Origin of the sequence: Microbacterium sulfonylureivorans (assembly GCF_003999995.1) — a bacterium.
GTDB classification, from domain to species: Bacteria; Actinomycetota; Actinomycetes; order Actinomycetales; family Microbacteriaceae; genus Microbacterium; species Microbacterium sulfonylureivorans.
In genome coordinates, this window is the sequence record NZ_RJAD01000003.1 from 277,306 (window position 1) to 302,943 (window position 25,638).

The window sequence follows — 25,638 nt, forward strand, 5'->3', positions numbered from 1 at the left end:
CGCTAGCGGTCTCCGCGGTCCTGCTTCAGCCGGTCGAGGCGACCCGTAGCCGCTGGTGGCCGGGCCTACTAGAGGCAGCTACCGAACCTGTGCGAGGCGACGCTTGCAAACGCGAACTCCGGCCGGACCGCGTTCACCATCGGTCGCCAAGCAGAACCCGAAGCGCCGACGTCATCGCGCCGCCCCGCGGAGTTGCGGCTTCCCTGTCGCACACCACTGGACCGCATGGACCCTGCTGAAGTTGAGGGGGAGAGCGCCGAAGACGCTCTCCCCCTCACCTACAAGGGCTCGATTGTGATCTCGAGCCCGGCTACAGTGATACGGATGGTAAGGCGGAATCCGCGGCCCATGAGTTGCTCCTTTCGTTCTTCCTGATGCCCCTCTGTCCTGATCCGACAGAGGGGCATCGCTCGTTGTGTATTCCCACTGTGGCCGGGGCGCCGAAAAGACGCAACGCAGCGAGGGGTACATTCCTAGCGGAGCCGAAGCTCGTTTGCCGCGGCGTGACAAGTACCATCTTGGCGGGCATAGATTACTGTCGTAGCGACAGTGGGGGGCCGGTCCTAGCGGAGTGATATAGAAGAGCATGGATGCCGAGGATCCCAGTGGACCCCGGGACTCCATGTCACTCCGCTACAAGCGACATGAGTTTGGAGGTCACGATGGCGTCTGCAGATGCGGTGGCTGCGATGAAGGCCGCCGTAGCGCGATCCAAGCGCGCGTCGACTGTGCAGTTTCCAGTCGAGTTCGTTCGGTCTGTGGACGACGACCCTCCGATGCTGGCCCAGCTCATGGCGGGTGGCCAGGGTGGAAGTGTCCGCCTGAAGCTGTACCTCACGCTTGCGATGCAGGCGACTCGACCGCCACGGAACGTGACCCCTCGAACCTCGGCTGGGTATGCACGACTTCTGGACCTCCCAGACGGTCCGGGGAGTCGACGCGTAAACGAGGCCCTGAAATGGCTCACGGCGCGGCAACTCATCGCGCGCAAGGACCGGCCTGGGAAGCCAGCACAGATTGCGCTCCTTCAACCGGACGGATCTGGGGAGGAGTGGACAACGACGGGGGGATCGCGATGGGTCACACTCCCGATCCAGCTCTGGGACGACGGGTGGATATTCTCGCTGTCCGGCCGGGCGTTGGCCGTCTACGTCGCGCTCCGCGAACTGCTCGGCGGCAACAAGCACCCGGATGGGCAGGTCATGGACGGATTCCGCAAGCGCCAGTACGGGATGTCGGACGACACTTGGACCCGAGCGACCAAGGAGCTCGTCGAGCTCGGGCTGTTGGCGATCACAGTCGAACCATGGGGCGACGACGAGCGAGTGCGACGCGTGCGGCGAAGATACCTGTTGCTTGAGTTGTCATCGTTGGCCATCCGGAATTAGGACTCTTGGAGCCCCGGCCGATGGGCCATGACAATTCATCTCCCGGGTGGATGCGAGCGCGTGGCCTCGGCCCGCTTCCTGTGCACGAACAGCCCCGCAAGGATGGCTCGCGATCACGCCGAACAGGCGATGTCTGACATCCCCCATACATTGGCGTCTACGACACGTCGTGGACTCACGGCTGGCGGGTGCGCGAGCAGGTAAGCTGCTTACGAGACGACGGCTGGCGATCCGAAGGTGATCGCAACCCGACGATCCGCGCTGTTGATTTGATTTGGAGAGCGCCTTGGGCTTGAACTTCACGATGGGCGAGCTGTTCTCCGGACCGGGTGGGATGGCTGCTGGTGCGCATCTTGCAGCTTCGCGACTGGGGGTTGATCTTCGCCACGGCTGGGCCAATGACTATGACCCGGCCACGTGCCGTACGTATCTCGCCAACATCCGCGGGGCTACGCCAGAGACAGTTCGATGCGAAGACGTGCGGAATCTTGACGTTAAGGCCCTCCGGCGGATCGACGGCTTCGCATTCGGCTTCCCCTGCAATGACTACAGCGTCGTCGGTGAGAACCTAGGCCTCAACGGAGAGTTCGGACCTCTGTATCGGTACGGGATCGATGTGCTGGATCACCACCAGCCAGAGTGGTTCGTTGCCGAGAACGTCACTGGGCTAAGAAGCTCGAATGGCGGCAACGACTTTGAGCAGATTCTGGACGCAATGTCTGCTGCCGGGCCTGGGTACACGCTGACACCTCACCTGTATCGATTCGAGGAGTATGGCGTTCCGCAAAGGCGCCACCGCATCATCATCGTCGGGGTTCGAGATGACCTTAGGGTCGAGTTCCGGGTGCCTGCGCCGTCGCATCCGACCGCCGACACATGGGAAACAGCGTCAAGCGCACTTGCTGGCATCCCCAGTTGGGCAAAGAACCAGGAGCGCACGCGGCAATCCCCCCGCGTCGTGGAAAGGCTCTCCTACATTGAGCCCGGTCAGAACGCATTCAACGCTGACATCCCTGAAGATCTGCGGCTCAACATCAAAGGCGTGACACTAAGTCACATCTATCGGCGACTGCACCCGAACCAACCCGCCTACACAATGACGGGATCGGGCGGAGGTGGCACGCACGGCTACCACTGGGAGGAACCGCGCGCGCTAACAAATCGCGAGCGGGCTCGGTTGCAGACTTTTCCCGACGACTTCGAGTTCAAGGGGACGAAGGAGAGCGTGCGCAAGCAGGTCGGAATGGCAGTTCCCGTTCTCGGAGCCCAGCGGATCTTCGAAGCGCTGTTCAAATCATTCAGCGGAACGCCGTACGCGAGCATCGAATCAAACCTGCAGTCGCGACTGCTCGCCTGAGATAGTGGAGTCGGCCACTTCGAGCACTTCTTCAGAGACGTAGGGCGCATTGCACGACGAAATTCTTGTCCCTGGTGTGGAGCTGCTCGAGTCTATGCGCTCTGTCGGCTACTCGTTCGACGCGGCAGTGGCCGACATCGTCGACAACAGCATCGCTGCCGGCGCGCGGAAGATTCAAATCGTCGCGGACTCAATCGACGCCAGCTACATCGCGTTTCTCGACGATGGCGACGGGATGACCAGCGACAAAGCTCGCGAGGCTCTAAAGCTCGCCGGAACCAGCAGAGTCGAACGAACCACGACCGATCTCGGGCGATTCGGCCTCGGACTCAAGACGGCGTCGCTGTCTCAATGCCGTCGACTCAGCGTCGTGACAGTGCGGGACGGAGTCAGAAGCGCTCTGCAGTGGGACATCGATCATGTCCGTCAGACCGGGAGCTGGTCTATCCGTGTGCTTGACGATCAGGATCTAGCCGTCATACCTCAAGCCGATCGCCTCAGCGTTGACGAGAACGGGACGCTGGTCGTCTGGCAGGCCCTCGACTATCTCCTCGCCGGCGCGGGGGATCCGGCGCTTGAGATTTCCGAGCGGCTCCAGCATCTTCGCCATCACCTAGGACTCGTCTTCCAGCGGTTCCTTGAAGGAAGAGACTCGGTACGCATCGAGGTGAACGGCGTGGTGGTTGCACCAGTCGACCCATTCCTGGAGGGCAACTCGAAGACCCAGGCCGGGCCCAGGGAAACTGTCGTCATTGACGGGCACACGGTTGTGGTGGACCCGTTCACCCTGCCGCATCCTTCCGCTCTGAGCTCCCGTGACCGAAAGCGCAGCGATTTGGGCCCGAGCATGAGGGACCACCAGGGCTTTTACGTGTACCGCAACAAGCGCCTCATCAGTCACGGAGGCTGGTTCGGGCTATCTAAGCTCGACGAACTCACTAAGCAGTCGAGGGTAAGGGTAGAGATACCGCCAGAGCTCGATAGTCAGTGGCAGCTCGACATAAAGAAGTCCCGCGTTGAACCCCCACAGGCTTTCCGCAGCCGGTTCCGTCAGATCATCGAGCACGTCACAGGCGGGAGCAAGAGACTGCATCGATTCCGTGGGCGCGCTACCAGCACACCGCACGCCGTGTATCTCTGGCAGGCGATCGAAGAACGCGGCGGTTACCGATACGCGATCAATCGCGAACATCCAATGATCGCGGGGCTCCAGACACAGTTACCGCCTGAAAAACGCCGGCTGCTTGAGCAGACCCTCGACGACCTCGCGACCTACTTCCCGGCGCCCGACCTCTATGTGCGAATGGCAGATAGCCAGCCACGAATCGAGATCCAGTTCGCCGAGGCCGAACTGCGCGAGAGACTGCGCGCGATTAGGGACGCTGGAGGAGCACTCGCCGACCCGGTCGCCCTCGTGCCAGCGCTCCGCAGAGTCGAGCCATTCAACAACGTGGAGGATCTGCAGTCACTCGTGGCTGAGGTCTGGGAGGAGAACAGATGAGCGTGCAACTGAGCGCCGAGGCCGAGACACTGCTGATGACACTCAACGCGATGCTACGGAAGGACGAGGCGCTCGATCTCACCGCCCTCAAGAACGCCGCGGAGGGCGTGCGTCCATTCGTGGCAGCCGGTATCGACGACGACGAGTTCCACACGGTCATCGCGCGGGCGGTCGAGATGAACGCGATCGTGCTGCGGGTCGGCGATGCGATTGTCGACCCGAACACCTACGATCCTTGGCTCGAGCAGCGTCGTCCCAACACTGAGGTCAGGCGATCCAGCGCGTATCAGGAGCTCCTCCTGTCCCGTGGCTGGGCGGGAAACGTTGTCGAGACGCTCGACGAGCAGACCGACCTAATTGTCGATCTTGTGGGCGACCCGCAGAAGCCCGCGCCCTGGCGCAGACGCGGACTCGCCATCGGCGAGGTCCAGTCTGGCAAGACCAGCAGCTACATCGGAGTCCTCGCCAAGGCGATCGACTACGGATACAAGATCATCGTCGTCATCGGGGGTCACACCGAGGACCTGAGACGGCAGACGCAGGCCCGCTTGGACTCGGACCTGACAGGAGTGGACTCGGCCTACCTAGCCGACAACATCATCGTCGAAACAGACGTTGCCCGCATCGGCATCGGGCGGGTGGATCAGACACTCTCCTCCAGCGTGAACGTGCTGACTACGACTCGGTCGGACTTCTCAGCGCACAGCAAGCGGGCCGGCAATGTCGCGCTCGGCGGCGAAACCCCGACTATCTTCGTCATCAAAAAGAACGCAAAGGTGATGCAGAACCTCGCCACATATCTGCGCGCCCATATCCCGAACTGGGCGAATCAACCGCCGCTGATTGTCATTGACGACGAGGCCGATTGGGCATCGATCAATGTGAACTCACGCGACGACGTCTCCGCGGTGAACCAGGCGATACGTGACATCCTCGCGGCCTCAAATCGCAACAGCTATCTGGGCATCACCGCAACCCCGTTTGCGAACGTCTTCATAGATGACGAAGTGGAGGAGGACATCTTTCCCCGCGACTACATACTCGCGCTCGAGAGTCCCTCCAATTACCAAGGCGTTGGCAAGTACTTCTCCGACGCCAGCCATCCTGCGCTGGTCAGCGATGTTGCTGACACGCTTACAGCGATCCCGTACTCGCACAAGCGAACGCTTCAGGTGAGTGAGCTCCCGGACAGCATCCGTCGGGCGATAGCGACGTTCTTCGTCGGAACCGCGATTAGGCGAGAGCGTGATGGACAGCCGAAGGCGGCGTCAATGCTGATCAACGTCAGTCGGTTCAATGATGTGCAGTCACGAGTCGCCGAGCTCGTCGGCCGCTTTGTCGATGAACTGGTATCTACGGTGTTGAGCGACTTCGGCATCCCCGAAGGCGCCCGCGGACGAAACGAGCGCAGCGAGCTGCTTCACGCGGCTCATGCGCAACACTTCGACGGCTCGGACGTGAACTGGCTGACAGTGCGCCGGCAGCTTCTATCGTTCGCCGATGAGTTCCAGGTGCAGCTCATCAATTCGCAGACGAAGGCGGAGCGAGAGAAGCACACCCGGGAAACACCGAAGAGCGTGCGAGACGCCGAGTCGCTGTTGCCCACGATCTACGTGGGTGGCGACGTGCTCGCCCGAGGGCTCACTATTGAAGGTCTCCAGGTCAGCTACTACTCACGGCGCGCTGCCGCGGCCGACACCCTCCTCCAGATGGGGCGTTGGTTCGGCTACCGGCCGGGATACGAGGACCTTGTCCGTCTCTGGATTGACGACGATACCGCTGAGCTGTTCCGCTGGACAGCTGACATTTCTGCCGAGCTTCGCGAGTCTCTGTCAGAGATGAAGGGCCTTGGACTTACGCCGGCACAGTTCGGACTCAAGATCCGAAGGCACCCTGAGGGTTTCCAGATAGCTGCCGCACGAAAGATGCGTGACGCGGTCGATCACGACGGAGTCATCTCCATTAACGGACGAGTGTTCGAGTCGACGACGCTGTCCTGGCTGCCGGAGGACCGGAGCCGCAACTTGGAAGCACTCCGCACGTTGCTCAGCGTCCTAGGGCCGGCCGGCCGCACCCAGGGCAAGAGAAGCGTGGGCGATCCGTTCTGGCAGGGTGTGGACCGCCGCGTCGTTGCCGAGTTCCTGAGCTCATTCCGGAGCTACGTTGATGAGCCTTACTTCGGGGGTAGTGCCAGAGGACGGGGAATGATCGTTCAGAACCTGGCGGAGATCAAGAATGGCGACAGTTGGGACATCGCCCTCATCTCTGGATCCGGAGGAGAAGTTCGATCCGAAGGCATCCCGATTGGCCACAGTGCGAGCGTCCGCAATCAGCTCAAGGTCTACACGACTGCAGGATCCGGTCCATCTGTGGAATTTCCCAATCGACGCGTCGCTGCCGGTCAGGACCTGGTCTCTGTAATCCCTCGTGACAACAGGATTCTGTCCGATGACGGGCAGCCGATCCTGAGAGGTGATCGCGCCGTCGCTCGAGAGTCGCTGACTCGACCAACGATGCTTCTGTACACCGTTGTCGCGAACACGGATCATGAAGAGCCTCTGCCTGAGGGCCTCGTCCGAATCGAGCTGGACAACCCGCTCATCGCCGTGGTCGTGGCCACTCCCAAGCTCACCGTCGAGGAGGAGTACGACGAGCTCATCAATGGGCGCGGCGTGCGGTGGAAAGTCAATCGCGTCTATGCACGACGCCAGCTCGGCATGTCAATGAGCCTCGACGATGATGCAGACGAAGATGAGGACGCCTAGATGGATGCGCGCATCGCAGAAGTGCTAACCAAGCAGAGCCTCCAGTTGCTTCCCATCGCCCACCCGGTGCTTACCGTGTACGCGCAGAACGTGGATGGCCGCCCAGCGATCGTTGTTGACGTACAAGGCACGGTCGACCGATACATCGCAGGGTCTAAGGGCGTCGCGATTGTCGTCGATGGTTCGGGCGACGACCAGACGTATGTGCGATTTGAGTCAGTAGCGTCCGGACGGACCCCGATGTTCGAGGCATTGATCGATTCCCTGCTCGAGTCGACGCTCGATGCGAAGGATCCGGCAACGGCACTCGACGTCATGGTGGACACGTTCGACGAGTTCAAAGCAATGCTGGCGAGCGACCACGGGCAACTCAGCGAGTCCTCGGTTCGAGGCCTGTTCGCAGAGCTGGTGCTCCTTCGCGACCTCCGCGACGCCGGGTTTGACCCAGCCACCGCACTGGCCGCCTGGCATGGGCCTTACCGGGCCGCGAAAGACTTCGTCCTCCCGGACGAGAAATGTGTCGAAGTGAAGTCGATCCGACGCCAGAATCACAGATTGCAGATCTCAAACATCGATCAGCTAGACCCGCGCGGCGAGGATCTTCGACTTGCGGTTCTGGAGCTAGACCGCCGCGTGGACGGCGAGGGGACCTCACTTGAGTCGCTAATAAACGAGCTAGAGGTGTGGGTCAGCGTAGATCCGCAGGCGAAGGGCTTCTTCGCTCAAGCGCTTGCGGCCGTCGGGATTGACTTGTCGGACCCCTATTACCGCCAGTGGCGCTTCGATATCGGCTCGTGGCATTGGTACGCCATCCTCGAAGACTTCCCCCGTGTACGGGCCGCATTCGTTCCCCCGCCGATAACACGCGTCCGCTACGCGATCGACATCGATCAGTGCCAGCAGTTCGCGACCGTGCCGTTCTGGACACCTGACACCAGCATTGAGGACTAGCGATCTTGTCAGATTTCTATGAAGAGTTCTCGAACGCGATCACCCTGCGGGCGCATGGGAATGCGGGCTTCCAGCTCACGGCCTTCGGCGAGGAAGTCGCGGACCGACTGGAGGAGGCCGAGGTAGCTCTCGATCTCACGGTCATCGCACTTCAGTGCACGGGCCGCAATCGCCGCAAGCTCCGTTTGCTCGGCTATGCCGAGGACGCCGCGGACAGCTCGCTGATCGTTCTCTGTTCAGCTTTCTATGGCGCGCGGGGTAACACCCTGACGAAGACGGAGGCGGAGGCGACATTCGCGTCCGCACGTGCTTTCATCGAGCAGTCGGTTGATGGCCACCTCATCGACGCACTCGAGATCAGTTCTGCCGAAGCGGAGCACGCCCGGTATTTTCGGGAGCTCCTCTCCCGTGAGCACCGGAATTCTCTCAATCGGGTAGAGCGATTCAAGTTCATCCTTGCCACCGATGGAGTCGTGAGCGAGCGCCTGCGGTCGATTCAGAGCGACGAGGTTTGCGGTCGCCCGACCTCCTACTCCATCTGGGATCTCCGTCGCTTCGAGGAGCTCGCAGGATCGGAGTCAGGACAGGACGAGTTCGAGGTGGATCTGACGAAGTGGCTCCCCGATGGGCTGCCCTGCCTCGTCGGCTCGGAGAGCGATTCACGCGCGAAGTCCTACCTTGCCGTCCTGCCCGGCCAGCTGCTGGCCGACGTGTATGCCGAGTATGGCAGCCAGCTGCTCGAGTCGAACGTGCGCACCTTCTTGAGCGCGCGAGGAAAGGTCAATCGCGGGATCCAAGGGACTCTCTCGAATCAGCCGGACATGTTTCTGGCCTATAACAACGGTCTCACGACGACAGCCACTGGTGTCGACCTGGTCGACGGTCCTGGGGGTACACGGATACGTAGCCTTCATAACTGGCAGATCGTGAATGGCGGGCAGACGACCGCGTCGCTGGCTCATTTCATGCGCGGGGCCGGACGCAAAGTTGACGATGTGTACGTAGCGATGAAGCTCGTGACCGTCGAACCCGAGACCGCCTCCGAGATGGTCGCGTCGATCTCGCGATTTGCCAACAGCCAGAATGCTGTCAGTGAGGCCGACCTCTTTTCGAATAGCCCCTTCCACATTCGTCTCGAGCAGATCAGTCGACGGATCTTGGCGCCCGCGCAGGAAGGTCAGGTCTTCCAAACGAAGTGGTTCTACGAGCGTGCGCGCGGTCAATGGGAGAACCAACGAAATGCCGGAACGCCCGCCGAGGTGAAGCGGTTTGAATCGGAGTTTCCGAAGAAGCAGCGGCTCACGAAGACGGACTGGGCGAAGTTCGCATTCAGCTGGTCGCAAAGACCGCACGAGGTCAGCAAGGGTGCGCAGAGTAATTTCATGTCGTATGCGAAAGTGGCATCGGAGTTGTGGGAGAGGGATCCGGATCAGGTCGGCGACGCGTATTTTCGCATCGGTGTCGGCAAAGCGATCATGTACAGCGATGTTCGCGAGGCGGTACTCGAGTCTGACTGGTACGAGACTGGGTATCTTGCGAACATCGTCACGTATGCGATGTCCCGGTTCGCGTTTGAGCTGTCGATTCGATTCCCCGACCAGAAGTACGACTTTGAATCTGTATGGCGTCGACAGAGTCTTTCGGCAGCGAGTCGGGAGGCCTTGACCGAGGTCGCGCATCAGATGCAGCTTGTCTTGACTGCGGACGACAGGCCCCAAGCCAACGTCACCCAGTGGGCGAAGCAGTCGGCAGCGTGGGAGTCCGCGAAGAAGTTTCGCATTGAGCTTCCGGACAATGTCAAGCAGGATCTGCTGGGAGCGGCGGAGGAGCGCAGTCGCCTGACTGATGCGAAGCGCGAACGACAGATCGACTCGGGCTTTGAGGCCCTCTCGCGGGTGATAGCAGTGAAGCAGGCGACCTGGGAGCTGGTGGTGGCCGAGGGGACACGGGCCGGCGTCCTCAGCCCGACCGACGCGGCGCTGGTGCAGCTCGTGATGAAGAAGGCGATGCCGACCGATCGGCAGGCTCTCCGCCTAGCGCGCATCCTTGATCGGTGCTCGCAAGAGGGCCTGATACCGGACTCCGCCTACTGAGAGGTCATGACGACATCGCAGACGCTTGTCCCGGCCAGGCCTCGCAGAACAGCGGTGGACTAATTTAGTTGGATGGTCGAGTCCTGGGCGTCGAGCGAGGGAGCCCGGCGAACCATGCTCGCTAATCGACGACGAGACACGAAGCCGGAACTGCGGGTGCGGAGACTCCTCCACGCGGCGGGGTTGCGGTATACGGTCGACGCGCCGCCTGCACCACCCTTGCGCGCTCGCGCCGACATCGTGTTCTCTCGCCGACGGATCGCCGTCTTCATCGATGGTTGTTTCTGGCATGGGTGTCCAACCCACGGAGTCCAACCGAAGTCGAATGAGACTTATTGGCGGCCAAAACTTGCGCGCAATCGCGAACGGGACACGCAAGTCACCAGTGATCTGAAGGCCCGCGGATGGACCGTCTTGCGCTTCTGGGAGCATGAGGACCCCCGAGCCGTCGCACAAACAGTTGTTGCAGCCTGGCTCGGGTGGGACTCCGCCTACGGCAATACGTCCTCGCCGAAGGCGGACACAAAGTACTTGACCAGTTCCGCCGCCGATCCGAAATCGAACTGAATGACCTGGCTCTGCTTCTGCACAGTCTTGCGGCTGTCAGAGCCCCACGTACTCACATGTACCAGCGGACGGCCCCCGTCGTCGTGGAGTATCTGAACGTACGCTTCGACGCTAGTCGGATGCGCGTGGACGTTCTGATGTCCTTGAACCAGCTTGCTGATGATCGCCATTGCACTCCCGGGGAAGTCGTCGTTGACGGCGAGCCTATCGTCGGTGAAGTGACGCCCGGAGTGAGTCTCGGCAGCCCTCCTCATCGCGGCTTCAGGATACGCCCGGCCACGACGAGATTGCCTGGTTCAAGAGTCGGCCGGCGGATCTCTTGTCAGCCTCCGACGACCCGCGAAACCCGCCTTCCGACAAGAGCCAAGACTCGATGCACGCAGGCACCCTGGGTGGGCGACGCCGTTGAGAACCACTTCGCTACAAGTACCTGCAACGCGAAAAAATCCCTGGATAGCGGGCTGAAACGGCCCTAGCCTGGCGTCATGCGGGGCGGTCTCGAGCGTTGGAAGAGGGGCGTCGAATCACACGGGGTCCGACAGGCGATGTCGTACGCGCTCGAGGGCACCTGCGACGCACACCTGCGACACACCACCGGCACCGGAGCAGTCGAGGCATACAGCGCAGCATCCCATTCGGCTGTCTCGCGGTTCATCGTCGACAACGGCGTCATCACGTCCGACGAGCTCACAGCGGGCGGTCTTCGTGTCTGGCTCACCGGACACGACCCAGTCACGGGGGAAGAGCGCGGCCATCAGCGGCTGAGCCCCGACGCCGACCTACTGCTCGACGGCACGCTCAACCACCCGAAGTCATACAGCATCGCCGCACTGCTGCATCCCGAACTTGCCGCCGAGTTCGAAGCGCTCCAGGACCGTCTGCGTGATCGGATCCTGCTCACCTGGCAGACCGAGCTCAATGCGCGGCGCGGGCACGGCGGCCTCATCCGCGAGGAGATCACGCGCATCGAAGTCGTCGAGCTGCAGCATCGCCGCTCGCGTGCGCTCGACCCGCACATCCACCGCCACCTCTGGCTGAACATCAAGGTGCGCGGCGCGGATGGCAAGTGGTCGAACGTCGACTCGCGCGTCGCGATGAAACTGCACACCGTCGTCAACGCCGAGGGCGACCTCGCCGCCCGCACTGATCCGGCGTGGGTTGCCGCGCTCGCGCGCCACGGATACACGCTCGATGACGCGGGAGAGGTCGCCGAACTCGCCGGCGCCGTCCGTCCGCTCTCGCGTCGGTCGGCGCAGATCGAGGCCAACCGCGCGCACATGATCGCGGAGTGGTCGACGGCGCACGCGGGTTCGGCGCCGAGCGTCGAGGTGCTGCAGCAGATCGACCGCCGTGCGTGGGCGGTGTCACGGCCGAACAAGCCGGCCGATCTCGACGAGCTGTCGTGGGAGGCGAAAGTCCGAGGCGAGATCGCGGCGATCGATGCCAGCCTGGTCGCCGAGCGAGCACCCGTCGACGTCAACGCGACAGACATCGACTCCCTTGATCTCGATCTCCTCGCCGGGATGGCTATCGTCGACGCCGACGAACGGTCCACGTCATCCGGTGGACGGTTCAGTGCCTTCGACATCCGGGCCGGCGCAACGCGCGCGCTCTCCCGCGCGGGCATCGTCGCGCAACGTGCCCGGCTCGATGGCGTCATCGACGAGATCGCGGGACGCGCTGCAACCGCCGTCGTCGGGCTTATTGCAGAACACGCTCCCGCGCACGTCAAGGCGTTCATGGCGACCGAGACGATGCGCGCGAGGGTGCGCCTCGCAGGTCGCCTCGACGCACTCGCCAATCCCGGACGATCCCTCCTACCCGCTGAGCTGCATCGACATGCGTCGAACGAGGATGTGTCGATTCTGGATGCTTCGCAGAACGTTGCGGCGTGCGCCATCGCAGGAACGGGTGGGCTCGTGACGGTGACCGGTCCCGCAGGCGCGGGGAAGACCACGATGCTGCGTGCCGCATTCCACGCCCTCACCGCGCAGCGACGACGGATGTTGGTGGTCGCTCCAACGCGCAAGGCGGCCTCGGTTGCGGCTCAAGAGATCGGGACCTCGGCATCCAGCATCCATGCATTGCTCTTCGATCATGGCTATCGGTGGAACACGGACGAAGCCGGCGCGAAGGTATGGGCACGACTTGCCTGCGGCGATACCGACCCGACGGTAGGTGCTAAGTACAGCGGTCCTGCCAACTGGGTGCTATGTGCCGGCGACCGGATCGTCGTCGACGAAGCCGGCATGGTCGACCTTCACACCGCGAACGCGCTCACCGAACTCGCGCTCGAACTGCGGGTCGGTCTCGCGTTTGTCGGCGACGCGCATCAGGCGTTGCCTGTCGGGCACGCCGGGGCGATGGCATCCGCGATCCGGCACGCCAACGCATCCGTCGAGCTGGACACCGTGCACCGGTTTCGCGACCCCGAGTACGCGGCACTCACGCTGCGACTGCGCAACGCGGGCGATCGGGAGCACGCGCTTGAGGTCGCCGGCGAGTTGGCAGAGTGCGGTCACCTCGAGCGGGTCGATCATCACGACACGGCGCGCGAGCGGATGATCGACGCCTACTTTGACTGGCACGCGCGCGGCAAGCGGGTGACGCTCGTGTCGGGGACCAACGCGGAAGCGGATGCCATCAACGACGCCATCCAGCAGCGCCGAGTTGATCAGGGCGAGCTCGATTCGAGTCTCGTCGCGTGGGGGATGCAGGAGCAGCGGATCCTCGTTGGCGACACGGTGCAGACCCGCCGCAATGATCGGCTCACCGGCGTCGAGAACCGCGCACAGTGGATCGTGCGTGGCATCTACGACGACTTCATGTCGCTCGTTTCCATCTGCGACAGCGGTGAGGCGCGTCACATTCCCCTCGAGTATGCGCGCGAACACCTGCAGCTCGCCTACGCGTCGACCGTGCACGGGGTCCAGGGCGACACAGCCGACGCGTCGGTCGTCGGGCCGGATGTGGATGCCGCGGGGCTCTATGTCGGCCTCACCCGAGGCCGGATCCACAATGTCGCCATCGTCGTGGCGCGGACGGATGGCGTGGCTCGGGAGCGAATTGCCGAGTCGATGCAACGCGGCATGCCTGAGGTGACGATTCAGGATGCTGTGCGTGCGGCCAAGGCAGAGATGCGCCGTGCCGCGCGGGACCGAGAGGCGGAGATGTGGAGGGCGCCGGGGGGCGGGCCGGCGAGCCCTGGGCGTGGGATGGGGTTGTAGCGAGTTTCACTTAGCGCCGCTTCGCCCGTATCACTCAGGCGCGGAGACCCGTTCGGCGAGTCCTCGCAGCACAACGAGTTCCTCAGGGGTGAGCCGGTCGACAAACCGGCGCCGCACCGACGCCAGGTGCGTCGCGGTCGCCGCGCGAAGCGCTGCATAGCCGCTCTCGGTCAATTCCAGGACGACACTTCTGCCGTCGCTGTCATCGGCATGTCGGTCGACAAGACCGCGCGCCTGCATGCGGGAGATCTGACGAGAGAGGCGACTTCGTGACCACTCCATCTTCGCGGCCATGTCTCGCAGGCCCCATCGATGCTCTTCACGATCGACGAGCGTGCTGAGCACCTCGTAATCCGGCATCGACAGGCCCGTCGGAGCAAGGTCGTGAGCGGTCCGCTCCGTGACGGCGGTCATCATCCGGCGAAACGCGCGCCAGGACCGCTCTTCATCCTCGGAGAGCCAGCGACGAGTTCCGCGTTCGTGCGGGAACGGAGCCGGGAGTTTCGTTGACATGGCAACGATCCTACCGTATGGTCGATTTCATGTACATGGAAACGAAAAAGACTCGCCTGCTGATGATCGTCGCGAGCACGCGGCCGGGGCGTAAGGGCGGCGCTGTCGCGGACTGGTTCCTCGAGGCAACGCGGGTGCGCGCGGAGGAGCTGGGAGTCAGCCTCACCGTTGCCGACCTCGCCGAGATCAACCTGCCGTTCCTCGATGAGCCTGACGAGCCGGCGACGGGCCGGTACATTCACGCCCACACGCGCCGTTGGAGCAAGCTCGTCGACGGTGCCGACGCCTTCGTCGTGTGCATCCCGGAGTACAACCACTCTCTGCCGGCGACCCTCAAGAACGCGATGGACGCGCTGTCGCAGGAATGGCGGGCCAAGCCGATCGCGTTCGTGAGCTACGGCAACACCTCGGCCGGAACCCGAGCCGCCCTCGCGGCGAAGAGCGTGGCGACCACCCTGGGCATGGTGCCGATCACCTCGACCGTCGCCATCCGGCTGAGCGACGCCTTCGTGGGCGAGGAACTCGTCGCCGACGCCCGCCGCGATGCTGCCGCCAGGCACGTGATAGACCAGCTGCATCGGTACGCCGCAGCACTCGCGCCGCTCCGCCGAGCGGATGAGCTCCCGATCGAGGAGCCGGGACTGCACGGCCTCACCCTCAGTCGTGCGGACGAGCGGGATGCCTCCGAGCTCCTCGTGCTGCAGCGCGCCTGCTGGGTCGCCGAAGCGATCGCAAACGACACTCTCGACATCCACGCACTTCATGAGCCCCTCGAGACCATCGTCAGGGGCATTCGTGAGTACACGACCTGGGTTGTTCGCGACGGGGCCCGGCTCGTCGGCTCGGCGCGCGCTCGTGCAGTCGGTGACGCGTGGCAGATCGGACGCCTGATGGTGGCGCCAGACCTCCGGGGCCGAGGGCTCGGACGCTTCCTCCTGGAGTGGGTCGAACGGAACGCGCCCGATGAGGCGCGTCGATTCGAGCTCTCGACGGGCGCGCGAAGCTCGCGGAACCTGCTGACCTATACGCGGGCGGGCTACGAGGTGCAGGCGACGTCACACGGCGCTACGCACCTCGCGAAACGAGCAGGCGCGATGCAGTCTGTCGTGGCTGCCTAGCGGCCATCGGCGCCGATCGCCGCCCATCCCCTCGTATGGGTGCTCGTCTGGCGAACCCTCCCCCAATGCTGCCCCTCTCCGGGCCGCCGGGACGGGCCGCAATGTGGGGCTCGGCACCGAGCGAACTCGCTCGGTCATGCTCTCCTGAACAGGTCCGCCTGGAATCGGTACGCGTCTCCGCGGTACTTGTTCACCCCGAGCAGCACGGGCACGCCCTCAGCGGTGTAGGCGACCTCCTCGCCGATGAGGATCGCGGCGCCAACGGCGGTCTTGAGCAGTTTGGCGAGCGGGGCATCCGCTGTCGCTGCGGTGACGCTGTAGGCGCTGCGGTAGATCGTGACCCCGCACAGCTCGCGCAGCGTTTCGTAGAGGGATGCATCATCGAGGACGGCGGTGGCGAGTTCGGGAGCGCGCTGTTCGGGAACGACGACGACGTCGAAGCAGACCGGCGTGCCGTCCATGCCGCGCAAGCGGTTGATCTGGATCACCGGTGACGCGGGGGCGATGCGGAGACGCTCAGCCTCGTCGAGCGTCGCGGTCCGGACCTCCTGATTCAAGACGCGGGCCGTGGGGTGCAAGCCGCGGGCACGAGCCATCTCGGTGAACGACTGCAGCGTACTGGGTGGCTCGCCGAGCACATTCGCCGGCACGAACCACCCGCGCTGCGCCGACCGGATGAGCCGGCCCTCGTTCTCGAGGGCGGAGAGTGCCGCGCGGAGCGTGACCCGGCTGATGCCGAGCCGTTCGGCAAGCTCTCGTTCGCCCGGGAGGCGAGCGCCTGACACGAACACTCCAACGTCCAACTCGTGGGTCAGCTGGTCGTACGCCTGGGAGGCCGCGGTCGAGAGGCTCATGGTGTGTCAGACCGTACCACATTGCCAAACTGGTCGACCAATGCGACCTAGTTCAATCAACTGGACTAACTGGTTCTCAGGTGTTAGCGTGCAGGAGGCGGTCCCCCGGCCGCCCAGGCGAATGGACGCAGCCGGCTCGGCCGGCGGCAGCTCACGAACACGATGGAGTGAAAATGAACGTGAAGAAGGCGCGCGTTGCTGCAGTTGCGGCTACCGGTGCTCTTGCGATGGTGGCGATAACGGCATGCGCTCCTGGGGGCGTTGCCGCCGGCCCCGTCGAGCCCACCACGGTGTCGGACGATGTGGCGGCCGCCGGGGATGTGACTCTCAAGCTGTCGGACTTCTGGAGCGCGGCCGAGGAGGAGTGGATCGTCTCGCTGATCGACCAGTTCGAGACGAAGTACCCGAACGTCACGATCGAGCGCACCCGCGAGGACTGGGGCCAGCTGACCAGCACGCTCAACCTCCAGATGCAGGATGCCGGGGGTCCCGACATCGCGACCGCCAACAACGGCTGGTCGTCGCTGGGCACGCTCGCCAAGGGCAACCTCGTGCTCAATCTCGACGCCTACGCCGAGCTGTATGGCTGGAACGAGACTGTGCCGACCACGATTGCGCGCCAGAACAAGTTCACCACCGATTTCAAGACGATCGGAGAAGGGTCTTGGTTCGGCACGCCCCAGGCTCGGGCATCGCTGATCGGCGTGTACTACAACGCCGATCTGCTCGACCAGCTCGGAATCGACGTGCCGGAGACCCTCGACGAGCTTGAGACGGCAGCCGCCGCAGTGAAGGCAGCCGGCGAGGTGCCCTTCAGCTACAGCGGCCTCGACGGCAACACCGCCGCGCTGCTCGGCCTGCAGGCGATCTACGGAACCGAAGGCGACATCAACGACTTCGTCTACGGCGACCCCGATGTGACCGCGGCCGACACGGGACTGACGGATGCTGCGACCACTCTGCAGGAGTGGAGCACCAAGGGCTGGCTCACCCCGAACTTCGAGGGCATCGACTACCAGACCTCGCTCGCCGATTACCTCGACGGCAAGGGCGTCTTCCGCTTCGACTACACCGGGTCGCTCGGCCTGAGCGGGGATCAGCTGAACCAGTTCGGCTACATCCAGCTGCCCCAGGCCGCCGGCGACACCACCGTCGGCGTGGGTGCCGCTCCCGGCGCCATGGTGATCTCGGCCAAGTACGAGCATCCCGATGTCGCTGCGGCGTTCCTCGACTTCCTGATGTCGGAGGAGGCGAGCCAGACGGCCGCAGACCTGGGCCTCGTGCCGGCGCTTCACGAGGTCGAGACTCCCGATGTGCGTAGCCAGCAGGGTGAGGCTGCCGCCACCGCGACGCTCGACGCCGATGACGGCTACGTTCCCTACTTCGACTGGGCGAGCCCGACCATGCTCGACGTGCTGAGCCAGAACACGCAGCTGCTCCTGGCCGGCCGGACCACTCCTGCCGACTTCTCCACTGCGGTCGACGCCGACCGCGACGCCTTCCTGGCAGGCTGAGAGACCCCGTGAGCATCACGCAAGCCGGAGCCGCCGTCTCCCTGGAGACAGATGACGGCGGCTCCGCGGCCACGGGGGCGATCATCACCCGGTACCGCAAGGGGCGCACGTCGCACGCGCGGCGCCGGGCGCGCATGGCCGGCCTGCTCTTCGCGGCGCCGGGACTGCTGATCTACGGCGTCGTCGTTCTGTGGCCGCTCGTCCAGTCGCTGCAGTACTCGTTCTACGAGTGGGACGGGATCACCGCCGCGGTCTGGGTGGGCTTCGACAACTACCTGAGCTTCTTCACCGACCCGGTGCTTCGCTCGACGCTCGGCAACGTGCTGGTGCTGATCGTCTTCTTCGCGGTGTTGCCCATCGCTCTCGGGCTGCTGTCCGCCGCACTGATCACGGCCGGCAAGCGGCCCGGCATGGCGATCTACCGGTGGATCTTCTTCCTCCCGCAGGTGCTCACGAGCGTCGTGATCGCACTGCTCTTCAAGCGGATGTATGCCCCCGAAGGTCCCATCAACGAGGCTCTGCGAGCGGTCGGGCTCGACGCTCTGACCAAGAACTGGCTCGGCGACTTCACCTGGGCTCTGCCGGCCGTCGGGCTCATCGGCACCTGGGTGACGTTCGGCTTCTGCATGGTGCTGTTCATCGCCGGCGCGTCGTCGATCGCACCCGAACTGTACGAGGCCGCGCGGATGGATGGGGCCGGTCCCGTCCGCGAGTTCTTCGCCGTGACGCTCCCCGGCCTGCGCGGCCAGATCGCCGTCGCGCTCACGCTCACGATCACCGCCGCCCTGCGCGCGTTCGACTTGATCTGGATCACGACGCGCGGCGGGCCCGGAACCTCGACCCTCACCCCGGCGGTCGCCCTGTACAAGGCCGCCTTCGTCAACCCCGACGTCGGTCAGGCAGCGGCGATCGGCGTGGTCATGGCCATTCTGTGCCTCGTCATCGCCGTCGTCATCACCCGAGTCTCGGAAAAGGAGTGAACATGTCCTTGCGCTCCGAGAAGCTCTGGAACTACGTCATCCTCACGGTCATGGCACTGATCGTGGTGTGGCCGGTCGGAACATTCATCGCCGCCGCACTCAGCCCCGACCGTGCCGGCCGCCCGTCGGCCGACCTGCAGTGGGGCAACTTCGTCACCGCGTGGACGAACGCCGAGTTCTCCCGCTCCATGACGGTGTCGCTGACGATAACCGTGGTCGTCGTGCTCGTGGGAACCGTGCTTGCCCTCCTCGGCGGATACGCGTTCGGCGTACTCGGCGTCGTCGGAGACAGGGTGCTGTTCCCGGTGATCCTGGTCGGCATGATGATCTCGCTCGAGGCCATCATCGTGCCCCTGTATTACCAGTTCCGCACGCTCGGCCTCACCGACACCCTGCTCGGCGTCATCCTGATCCACATCGGGATGGGCGTGCCGTTCGGCGTGTTCTGGATGCGGGCCGCCTTCCGTGCCCTTCCGCGAGGAATCTTCGAGTCCGCCGAGATGGACGGCGCAGGACCCATGCGGATGCTGTGGTCGATCGCGGTGCCGAACCTCATGCCGGCGGTCTACACATTCATCCTGCTCAGCTTCATGTGGACATGGAACGACTACTTCCTGTCCCTCGTGTTCCTCCACGGCGACAACCAGACCGCGACCGTCGCGCTGGGCGTCTTCCAGGGGAAGTTCGTGACCCAGATCAACCTGATGGCTGCCGGTGGCCTCATCGTCGCTGCGCCCGTGCTGATCCTCTACGTGATCTTCCAGCGGAAGTTCATCTCGGGGATGCTCGCAGGCGCGATCAAGGAATGACCGCCACTCCCCCGGTCGTCGAAACTCAACCCAAAGGCAATACCTTGCAACTGACCCCCGAGATCCTGCCCGACCGCGATGCGATCGGCACTGCCGTGGCCGACGGCATCCTGCACCGCATGGCGGCGAAGGGTGACATGCCCTTCCTTCTGGGATGCCCCAGCGGCCGCACTGCGGTGCCGGTGTACGACGCCCTCGCCCGACACGCTGCGGCCGGCGCCGACCTATCACGCCTGGTCATCGTGATGATGGATGACTATGTGACGAAGGACGACGAGGGCGTGTTCCGAATCGTCGACCCCGCCGCGCCGTACTCGTGCCTCGGATTCGCGCAGCGCGACATCCTCGCGCCGATCGCGGCCGCCGCCGAGCAAGCGGGGACGACCCCTCCCGCACAGATCTGGACCGCCGATCCGGCCGATCCGGAGGCATACGATGCCCGGATCGCCGCGGCCGGCGGCATCGACCTCTTCCTGCTCGCCTCCGGCGACAGCGACGGTCACGTGGCCTTCAACCAGCCCGGCACGCCGCGCGATGCGAAGACCCACATCGTGGAGCTCGGCGAGGCGACCCGCCGCGACAACATGAACACGTTCCCCGACTTCACCGACCTCGCGATGGTGCCACGGCATGGCGTGACAGTCGGCGTCGACACGATCGCGGGACAGTCGGCCGAAGTCGTGATGATGCTGTGCGGCGACCACAAGCAGGACGCATATCGTCGTCTCACGGCTGCGACGGAGTACGACCCGGCGTGGCCCGCCACCATCGTCACCGAGTGCCGACAGCCGACCTTCCTGGCCGATCGCGCCGCGGCGGCCGTGCGGGTCTGACCACGCACGGACGGATGACACCCGCGACCCGGCCGATCGCCACCCCGAACCTCAGAAAGCACCCCATGACGCCTCCCCTATTCGATGTCGACACCGTCCTCGCCGAGCTCACGATCGAGGAGAAGGCCTCTCTTCTCTCCGGACTCGACGATTGGTACACCCAACCGCTCGACCGGCCGGGGCTGCCGGATCCCGTGCCGTCGATCGAGGTCGGCGACGGCCCGCACGGGCTGCGCAAGGAGACCGGGGTCGACATGGTGTGGGTGCCCGCGACAGCGTTCCCCACGGCATCCGCGATGGGGGCAAGCTGGGATCGCGATCTGATGCGTCGCGTCGGCGTGGCGATCGGCGAGGAAGCCCGCGCCCAGGGTGTGCAGGTCGTCCTCGGACCGGGCGTGAACATGAAGCGATCGCCGCTGTGCGGCCGCAACTTCGAGTACTTCTCCGAGGACCCGATGCACTCCGGTGAGATCGGGGCCGCATACGTGCAGGGCGTGCAGTCGGCGGGTGTCGGGACGTCGCTGAAGCACTTCGCCGCCAACAATCAGGAGATCGAGCGCACCCGGATCTCGGTGATCGCCGACGAGCGCACCCTCCGCGAGACGTACCTCGCGGCCTTCGAACGGGTGGTGCGCATCGCCGAGCCGTGGACGGTCATGTGCTCCTACAACCGGCTGCACGGTGTGCACGCTTCGCAGAACCGGTGGCTGCTCACCGAGGTGCTGCGCGACGAGTGGGGCTTCCAGGGAGCGGTCGTGTCGGACTGGAACGCGGTGCACGATCGCGTCGCCGCGCTGAAGGCGGGCCTCGACCTCGAGATGCCGGGAACCGCCGGTCGCACCGACGCAGAGATCGTCGCGGCCGTCCAGGCGGGAGAGCTCGACGAGTCGGTCGTCGACGACGCCGCGCGCAGGGTGCTGACGCTCGTCACCCGCGCCTACCCCGGCGCGGACCTCGTCGACGGTCCGGTCATGGACCTCGGGCACTCCGCGGGTGATCGGCTCAGTGCCGAGCAGCTCGCGCTGCTGCGCGCCGACGACCATCACGCACTCGCCAGAGAGGCGGCTTCGGCCTGCCTCACGCTGCTGCGGAACGAACGTGTCGGCGGCTCCCCCGCACTGCCGCTGGCGGAGGACGGGGTCGGCCGGATCGCGGTCATCGGTGCGTTCGCCGAGCACGCCCGTATTCAGGGCGGTGGGTCGTCGGGCGTCGACCCGACCCGCATCGACGCACCGCTCGACGCGATCCGTGAGATTGCCGGCGACCGCGTCGCGTATGCGCCCGGGTACGTCTACCTGCCGAAGAACGCCTATCAGGACGACAACCTCGCCACCCTGGCCGCCCACGGGGTCGAGTTCGTCGAGGATCGACCCAAGGTCGCCCGTCGTTCAGCCACGCTCGCCAAGGAGCTGCAGCTCGCCGAGGCCGTGCAGCGAGCGACACGCAACGGGCTCTCGCCCGAAGCGGTGCGACTGCAGGACGAAGCCGTCGCCGCAGCCGAGGGCGCGGAGACGATCGTCGTGTTCGCCGGGCTGCCGCTGGCCTTCGAGCAGGAGGCGAACGACCGGGACACCCTTGCGCTTCCGGCCGACCAGGTGGCGCTGCTCGCCCGCCTCACCGAGGTGCGCGAACAGACCGGTGCCCGCCTTGTCGTCGTCCTGTCCAACGGCTCGCCGGTCACGATGGATCCCTGGCACGATCGCGTGGACGCCGTGCTGGAGGCGTGGCTCGGCGGCCAGGCTGTCGGCGGCGCTGTCGCCGACGCGCTCTTCGGCCGGGTGAACCCGAGCGGCAAGATCGCAGAGACCTTCCCGCTCGCCGTCGAGGACACCCCGGGACAGCCCAACTGGATCGGCGAGCGCGGCACGGTGCTCTATGGCGAGGGCGTGTTCATCGGCTACCGCTGGTACGACGCGCTGCACCGCGAGGTGCTGTACCCGTTCGGCCACGGACTGTCCTACACCTCCTTCGGGTACTCCGACCTCTCGGTCGACGTCGTCGACGCGTCGGCAGCGGATGTTGTCGTCACCTGCACGGTGACCAACGAGGGTCAGCACGCCGGAGACGAGATCGTGCAGCTCTACGTCGGCGACCCGGATGCCGAGGTGCACCGCCCGCTGCGCGAGCTTCGGGGCTTCGAGAAGAAGCGGCTGGGGCCGGGCGAGTCGGTGCGAGTCGAGTTCCGCCTTGAGAACCGCGACTTCGCCTATTGGGATTCGGCTGCCGAGCGACCCGACGGTCGGCAGGGCGTCTGGCGGCGCGAGGGCGGATCCTTCCGCATCGACGTCGGAGCATCGTCGCGTGACATCCGCCTCTCAGCGCCGATCGATCTCCCCGACGACCCGTCGCTCCCGGCACTGATCCCCGACGCCGCGCTCATGGGTGAGAACACCTCACGTTTCGTACAGGGGCACGCCGGATGACGGCGGATGCTGCGGTCCCGGGCACCGCATCCATCTCCTATGTCGTCGGAATCGACGTCGGCGGCACGAAGACACGACTGATGCGCGCGCCGATCGACGGCGAAGCCATGGAAGACATCGTGGTGTCTTCATCGTCCTGGCGTGGCCCGCTGGGTGATTTCGAAGCGGATGCCGCGGGCCTGTCACGGCTTCTGTCCGACCACTTCGGCTCTGACCTCGCGCGGTCTGCGGTAGCTGTCGGGACGCACGGGTGCGAGAACACGGCGCAGTGCCGCGAGCTCGAGTCGGCGCTCCGGCGCCATCTGATCGGGCCTGTCTGCGTCGTGAACGACTCAGAACTCATCGCGCCGGCGATGGGTGCGGAGCGCGCCATAGGCATGGTCGTGGGTACCGGTTCGATCGCCACCGCGCGCGACCAGCGCGACGAACTCGTGACCGCCGGCGGATGGGGATGGATCCTCGGTGACGAGGGAAGTGCACCCGCACTCGTCCGGGAGGCGACCCGCGCGGTGCTCAGCCACCTCGACGACGGCCACCCGATCGACCCGCTCGGGCAGCGACTCATGGCCGCATTCGGCGCGAGCGACGGCGACGAACTGGCGCTCGCCCTCACGCAGGCGACATCGCCCGACGACTGGGGACGCCACGCGCCGGAAGTCTTCGCCGCCGCCGAGGACGAGGGCTCGTCCCTCGCCACCCGCGTGATCTCCGACGCAGGAGTCGAGCTCGCTCGGCTCGTCGATCGACTCCTTGACCGCGGCATCCGTGCCGACGCAGTCGTCGCCGGCGGCTCGGTGATCGAGAATCAGCCGCTCCTGCAGCAAGCGCTCCGCCATGAACTGGCGCGCACCCACCCCGACGTCGCACTCACGATCCTCGACCAGCCCCCGGTGGTGGGCGCGCTCAGGCTCGCCCGCAGGATCGTCGACGTCGACCACCAACACACCCACCAGAACGGAAAGTCGAGCACATGAGAGTCACCCTGATCGGAGCCGGCAGCCGCGAGTTCGCGGGCAAGATGGTCCGCGACCTTCTGCTGAGCCAGCCCATCGCCGAGAAAGGCCTCGAGATCGTCCTGATGGACATCGCCGCGGAACCCCTCGCAGAGGTGGAGGCGTACACACGTCACCTCGTCGGGCGACTTGGCCACACGGCATCCGTCTCGTCGACGACGGATCTGGATGCCGCCGTCGCGGGCACCGACTTCGTGATCACCGCGATCGAGCGGGACCGCTACCGCTACTGGTCGCAGGATTTCACGGTGCCGCGGAAGTACGGGTTCAAGCAGGTGTACGGAGAGAACGGCGGACCCGGCGGACTCTTCCACGCGCTGCGGCAGTTCGGTCCGCTCCTGGAGATCGCACGGGCGATCGAGCGGCTCGCGCCCGATGCGCTCTTCCTCAACTTCTCCAACCCCGAGCACAAGGTGTGCGAGGCGATCTCGCGACTCACGTCGGTGAAGGTCGTCGGCCTCTGCCATGGCTACTTCTACGGCGTGCGCCAGATCTCCGCGCTGCTCGACATCCCCGCCGACCGTCTCGAGCTGCCCGCAGCGGGTATCAACCACTTCACGTGGTTCCAGGCTATTCGAGACAAGGAGACGGGCGAGGACCTGTACCCGCGCCTGCGGGAACTCGAACACGAGGCGAACTGGGTCTCGGATTGGCACGAGATCGGGCTGTCCCGCATCCTGTTCCGCCGCTTCGGTCTGTGGCCGTCGCCGAGCGCCAACCATCTCGGCGAGTACATCTCATGGGCCGACGACTACGTGCCGACGCAGCTGCAGTACTTCCACGACCCCGCCGACGGGTCGCCGTGGCGCGAAGGCGCCGAGACGCCGGAGTGGTACTACGAGATCCGCTTCGCCGACACCGACCGGCCGTTCCGCGCCCCGAACCCTGCGGCCTCGCTCGAGGCGTCGCTGGAGGACCGCCCCGTTGAGTCGTCGGAGGAGCTCGCGATCCCGATCATCGAGTGGGTCGCGTGCGGCGTGGAGCGTGACCTTCCCGCTGTGAACATCCCCAACCGGGGCGCGATCCCCGGACTTCCCGACGACATGGTCGTCGAAGTGCCGGCCAGAGTCGAGAACGGCGCGCTCGTCCCCGCGCAGATGGAACCGCTGCCCACGGGTGTCCTCGCGATGGTGCAGCTGCAGGGAGCGATCCACAAGCTGCTGGTCGAGGCATACGTCGAGCAGTCCAAGGCCAAGCTGCTGCAAGCGATCCTGCTCGACCCCATCGTCGACAACCACAACCGCGCGGTCGCGATGCTCGACGAGTTCCTCGCGCTGCAGGGCGACGTGTTGCCGCCCCTGCGCTGAACCCATCGGGCCCTCTGTTGGGGGGCACGGACGGTCGTGTAGCCCGCGGCTAACACCAGAGTTCGGTACCGACGCTGGGCCGGACGCGGTCGACGACACATCCGGCCCGGCGCATCTCCGCCCGGCATTCGGCGCGGGCGAGCTGGAAGGCGGGAAGGGCCCGTCGATCTTCCAGCCTGGCGCCGACCCGAAGGGCGGCATCTGTGGCGTCCCGCGAGCGCGATCTACAGCGGGCGACCCGCACTCCTGTACCCGCTTGGCCGGATCGGACGGCACCTGGTCGCCGATGCCATCCACCGGGCGGTTCGAGACGTGTGAGCGGGCTAAGCGTATACCCGCGAATATGTGGGTGTCGTGGACGGACCAGCAGCATTCTCTGCATTCCGACCGGGCCCCCGGACACGTCGAAAGCGGAGCGACGTGAG

The 25,638-nt window shown here is 65.0% G+C and carries 19 protein-coding genes; 16 read left to right on the top strand and 3 right to left on the bottom strand.

Annotated features, from left to right (window positions below; genetic code table 11):
• Window positions 1-644 precede the first annotated feature (644 nt).
• The 7 genes from EER34_RS14810 to EER34_RS14840 all read left to right on the top strand — a co-directional run bounded on the left by EER34_RS14810 (window position 645) and on the right by EER34_RS14840 (window position 10,622).
• Entirely contained in the window at window positions 645-1,388 is a 744-nt protein-coding gene (locus tag EER34_RS14810; protein WP_127476088.1) for a hypothetical protein, read from the top strand.
• A gap of 286 nt (window positions 1,389-1,674) precedes the next feature.
• Complete coding sequence (locus tag EER34_RS14815) at window positions 1,675-2,745, top strand: DNA cytosine methyltransferase (RefSeq protein WP_240642404.1); 1,071 nt, start codon at window positions 1,675-1,677, stop codon at window positions 2,743-2,745.
• Window positions 2,746-2,821: 76 nt separating this feature from the next.
• Window positions 2,822-4,246, top strand: a complete 1,425-nt coding sequence (locus EER34_RS14820; RefSeq protein ID WP_127476090.1) for an ATP-binding protein — start codon at window positions 2,822-2,824, stop codon at window positions 4,244-4,246.
• Window positions 4,243-7,011 carry a Z1 domain-containing protein gene (locus EER34_RS14825; RefSeq protein ID WP_127476092.1) on the top strand — a complete coding sequence of 923 codons (2,769 nt, stop codon included), beginning with the start codon at window positions 4,243-4,245 and terminating at the stop codon, window positions 7,009-7,011. Before EER34_RS14820 ends, EER34_RS14825 begins: the two co-directional genes overlap by 4 nt.
• Complete coding sequence (locus EER34_RS14830) at window positions 7,012-7,962, top strand: PD-(D/E)XK motif protein (RefSeq protein WP_127476094.1); 951 nt, start codon at window positions 7,012-7,014, stop codon at window positions 7,960-7,962. It abuts the gene before it with no gap.
• A gap of 5 nt (window positions 7,963-7,967) precedes the next feature.
• A complete protein-coding gene (locus EER34_RS14835; RefSeq protein WP_240642406.1) occupies window positions 7,968-10,055 on the top strand; it encodes an AIPR family protein in 2,088 nt (695 codons plus the stop codon).
• A gap of 72 nt (window positions 10,056-10,127) precedes the next feature.
• Window positions 10,128-10,622: a very short patch repair endonuclease gene (locus EER34_RS14840; RefSeq protein WP_127476098.1), complete on the top strand. Its 495-nt coding sequence runs from the start codon at window positions 10,128-10,130 to the stop codon at window positions 10,620-10,622.
• On the opposite strand, the gene EER34_RS14845 is transcribed toward EER34_RS14840, so the two are convergent.
• Window positions 10,547-10,876, bottom strand: coding sequence for a hypothetical protein (locus EER34_RS14845; protein WP_205791725.1), 330 nt, complete (start codon window positions 10,874-10,876; stop codon window positions 10,547-10,549). The two genes, EER34_RS14840 and EER34_RS14845, sit on opposite strands and share 76 nt — an antisense overlap.
• 291 nt (window positions 10,877-11,167) lie before the next feature.
• Here EER34_RS14845 and EER34_RS14850 point away from each other — a divergent pair, with 291 nt between their 5' ends.
• Window positions 11,168-13,849 (top strand): AAA family ATPase, encoded by a 2,682-nt coding sequence (locus EER34_RS14850; protein ID WP_240642407.1) that lies wholly within the window; start codon window positions 11,168-11,170, stop codon window positions 13,847-13,849.
• A gap of 30 nt (window positions 13,850-13,879) precedes the next feature.
• On the opposite strand, the gene EER34_RS14855 is transcribed toward EER34_RS14850, so the two are convergent.
• On the bottom strand, window positions 13,880-14,362 hold the full coding sequence (locus EER34_RS14855) for a MarR family winged helix-turn-helix transcriptional regulator (protein WP_127476101.1): 483 nt from the start codon (window positions 14,360-14,362) through the stop codon (window positions 13,880-13,882).
• A 29-nt stretch (window positions 14,363-14,391) separates the two neighbouring features.
• Between EER34_RS14855 and EER34_RS14860 the strand changes: the two genes are divergently transcribed.
• The gene (locus EER34_RS14860; protein ID WP_127476103.1) at window positions 14,392-15,480 is read left to right on the top strand and encodes a GNAT family N-acetyltransferase; all 1,089 of its coding nucleotides are present in this window, start codon (window positions 14,392-14,394) and stop codon (window positions 15,478-15,480) included.
• A gap of 134 nt (window positions 15,481-15,614) precedes the next feature.
• On the opposite strand, the gene EER34_RS14865 is transcribed toward EER34_RS14860, so the two are convergent.
• Complete coding sequence (locus tag EER34_RS14865; RefSeq protein ID WP_127476104.1) at window positions 15,615-16,334, bottom strand: GntR family transcriptional regulator; 720 nt, start codon at window positions 16,332-16,334, stop codon at window positions 15,615-15,617.
• 290 nt (window positions 16,335-16,624) lie between these two features.
• Between EER34_RS14865 and EER34_RS14870 the strand changes: the two genes are divergently transcribed.
• The 7 genes from EER34_RS14870 to EER34_RS14900 all read left to right on the top strand — a co-directional run bounded on the left by EER34_RS14870 (window position 16,625) and on the right by EER34_RS14900 (window position 25,213).
• Window positions 16,625-17,848: an ABC transporter substrate-binding protein gene (locus tag EER34_RS14870; protein ID WP_164743575.1), complete on the top strand. Its 1,224-nt coding sequence runs from the start codon at window positions 16,625-16,627 to the stop codon at window positions 17,846-17,848.
• Window positions 17,849-17,856: 8 nt separating this feature from the next.
• A complete protein-coding gene (locus EER34_RS14875) occupies window positions 17,857-18,828 on the top strand; it encodes a carbohydrate ABC transporter permease (protein ID WP_240642408.1) in 972 nt (323 codons plus the stop codon).
• 2 nt (window positions 18,829-18,830) lie between these two features.
• The gene (locus EER34_RS14880; protein ID WP_127476108.1) at window positions 18,831-19,637 is read left to right on the top strand and encodes a carbohydrate ABC transporter permease; all 807 of its coding nucleotides are present in this window, start codon (window positions 18,831-18,833) and stop codon (window positions 19,635-19,637) included.
• A 44-nt stretch (window positions 19,638-19,681) separates the two neighbouring features.
• Entirely contained in the window at window positions 19,682-20,470 is a 789-nt protein-coding gene (locus EER34_RS14885; RefSeq protein ID WP_164743576.1) for a 6-phosphogluconolactonase, read from the top strand.
• A 65-nt stretch (window positions 20,471-20,535) separates the two neighbouring features.
• A complete protein-coding gene (locus tag EER34_RS14890) occupies window positions 20,536-22,893 on the top strand; it encodes a glycoside hydrolase family 3 C-terminal domain-containing protein (RefSeq protein ID WP_127476112.1) in 2,358 nt (785 codons plus the stop codon).
• Window positions 22,890-23,867 (top strand): N-acetylglucosamine kinase, encoded by a 978-nt coding sequence (locus tag EER34_RS14895; protein ID WP_127476114.1) that lies wholly within the window; start codon window positions 22,890-22,892, stop codon window positions 23,865-23,867. Before EER34_RS14890 ends, EER34_RS14895 begins: the two co-directional genes overlap by 4 nt.
• Window positions 23,864-25,213 carry a family 4 glycosyl hydrolase gene (locus EER34_RS14900; protein WP_127476116.1) on the top strand — a complete coding sequence of 450 codons (1,350 nt, stop codon included), beginning with the start codon at window positions 23,864-23,866 and terminating at the stop codon, window positions 25,211-25,213. Before EER34_RS14895 ends, EER34_RS14900 begins: the two co-directional genes overlap by 4 nt.
• The last annotated feature ends 425 nt before the right edge of the window (window positions 25,214-25,638 follow it).

Bases quoted from the DNA above. Each gene is read 5' to 3' on its own strand.
- EER34_RS14810 (WP_127476088.1), top strand. From the start codon at position 645: ATGAGTTTGGAGGTCACGATGGCGTCTGCAGATGCGGTGGCTGCGATG.
- EER34_RS14825 (WP_127476092.1), top strand. From the start codon at position 4,243: ATGAGCGTGCAACTGAGCGCCGAGGCCGAGACACTGCTGATGACACTC.
- EER34_RS14830 (WP_127476094.1), top strand. From the start codon at position 7,012: ATGGATGCGCGCATCGCAGAAGTGCTAACCAAGCAGAGCCTCCAGTTG.
- EER34_RS14840 (WP_127476098.1), top strand. From the start codon at position 10,128: ATGGTCGAGTCCTGGGCGTCGAGCGAGGGAGCCCGGCGAACCATGCTC.
- EER34_RS14845 (WP_205791725.1), bottom strand. From the start codon at position 10,876: ATGAGGAGGGCTGCCGAGACTCACTCCGGGCGTCACTTCACCGACGAT.
- EER34_RS14850 (WP_240642407.1), top strand. From the start codon at position 11,168: ATGTCGTACGCGCTCGAGGGCACCTGCGACGCACACCTGCGACACACC.
- EER34_RS14855 (WP_127476101.1), bottom strand. From the start codon at position 14,362: ATGTCAACGAAACTCCCGGCTCCGTTCCCGCACGAACGCGGAACTCGT.
- EER34_RS14860 (WP_127476103.1), top strand. From the start codon at position 14,392: ATGTACATGGAAACGAAAAAGACTCGCCTGCTGATGATCGTCGCGAGC.
- EER34_RS14865 (WP_127476104.1), bottom strand. From the start codon at position 16,334: ATGAGCCTCTCGACCGCGGCCTCCCAGGCGTACGACCAGCTGACCCAC.
- EER34_RS14880 (WP_127476108.1), top strand. From the start codon at position 18,831: ATGTCCTTGCGCTCCGAGAAGCTCTGGAACTACGTCATCCTCACGGTC.
- EER34_RS14890 (WP_127476112.1), top strand. From the start codon at position 20,536: ATGACGCCTCCCCTATTCGATGTCGACACCGTCCTCGCCGAGCTCACG.
- EER34_RS14895 (WP_127476114.1), top strand. From the start codon at position 22,890: ATGACGGCGGATGCTGCGGTCCCGGGCACCGCATCCATCTCCTATGTC.
- EER34_RS14900 (WP_127476116.1), top strand. From the start codon at position 23,864: ATGAGAGTCACCCTGATCGGAGCCGGCAGCCGCGAGTTCGCGGGCAAG.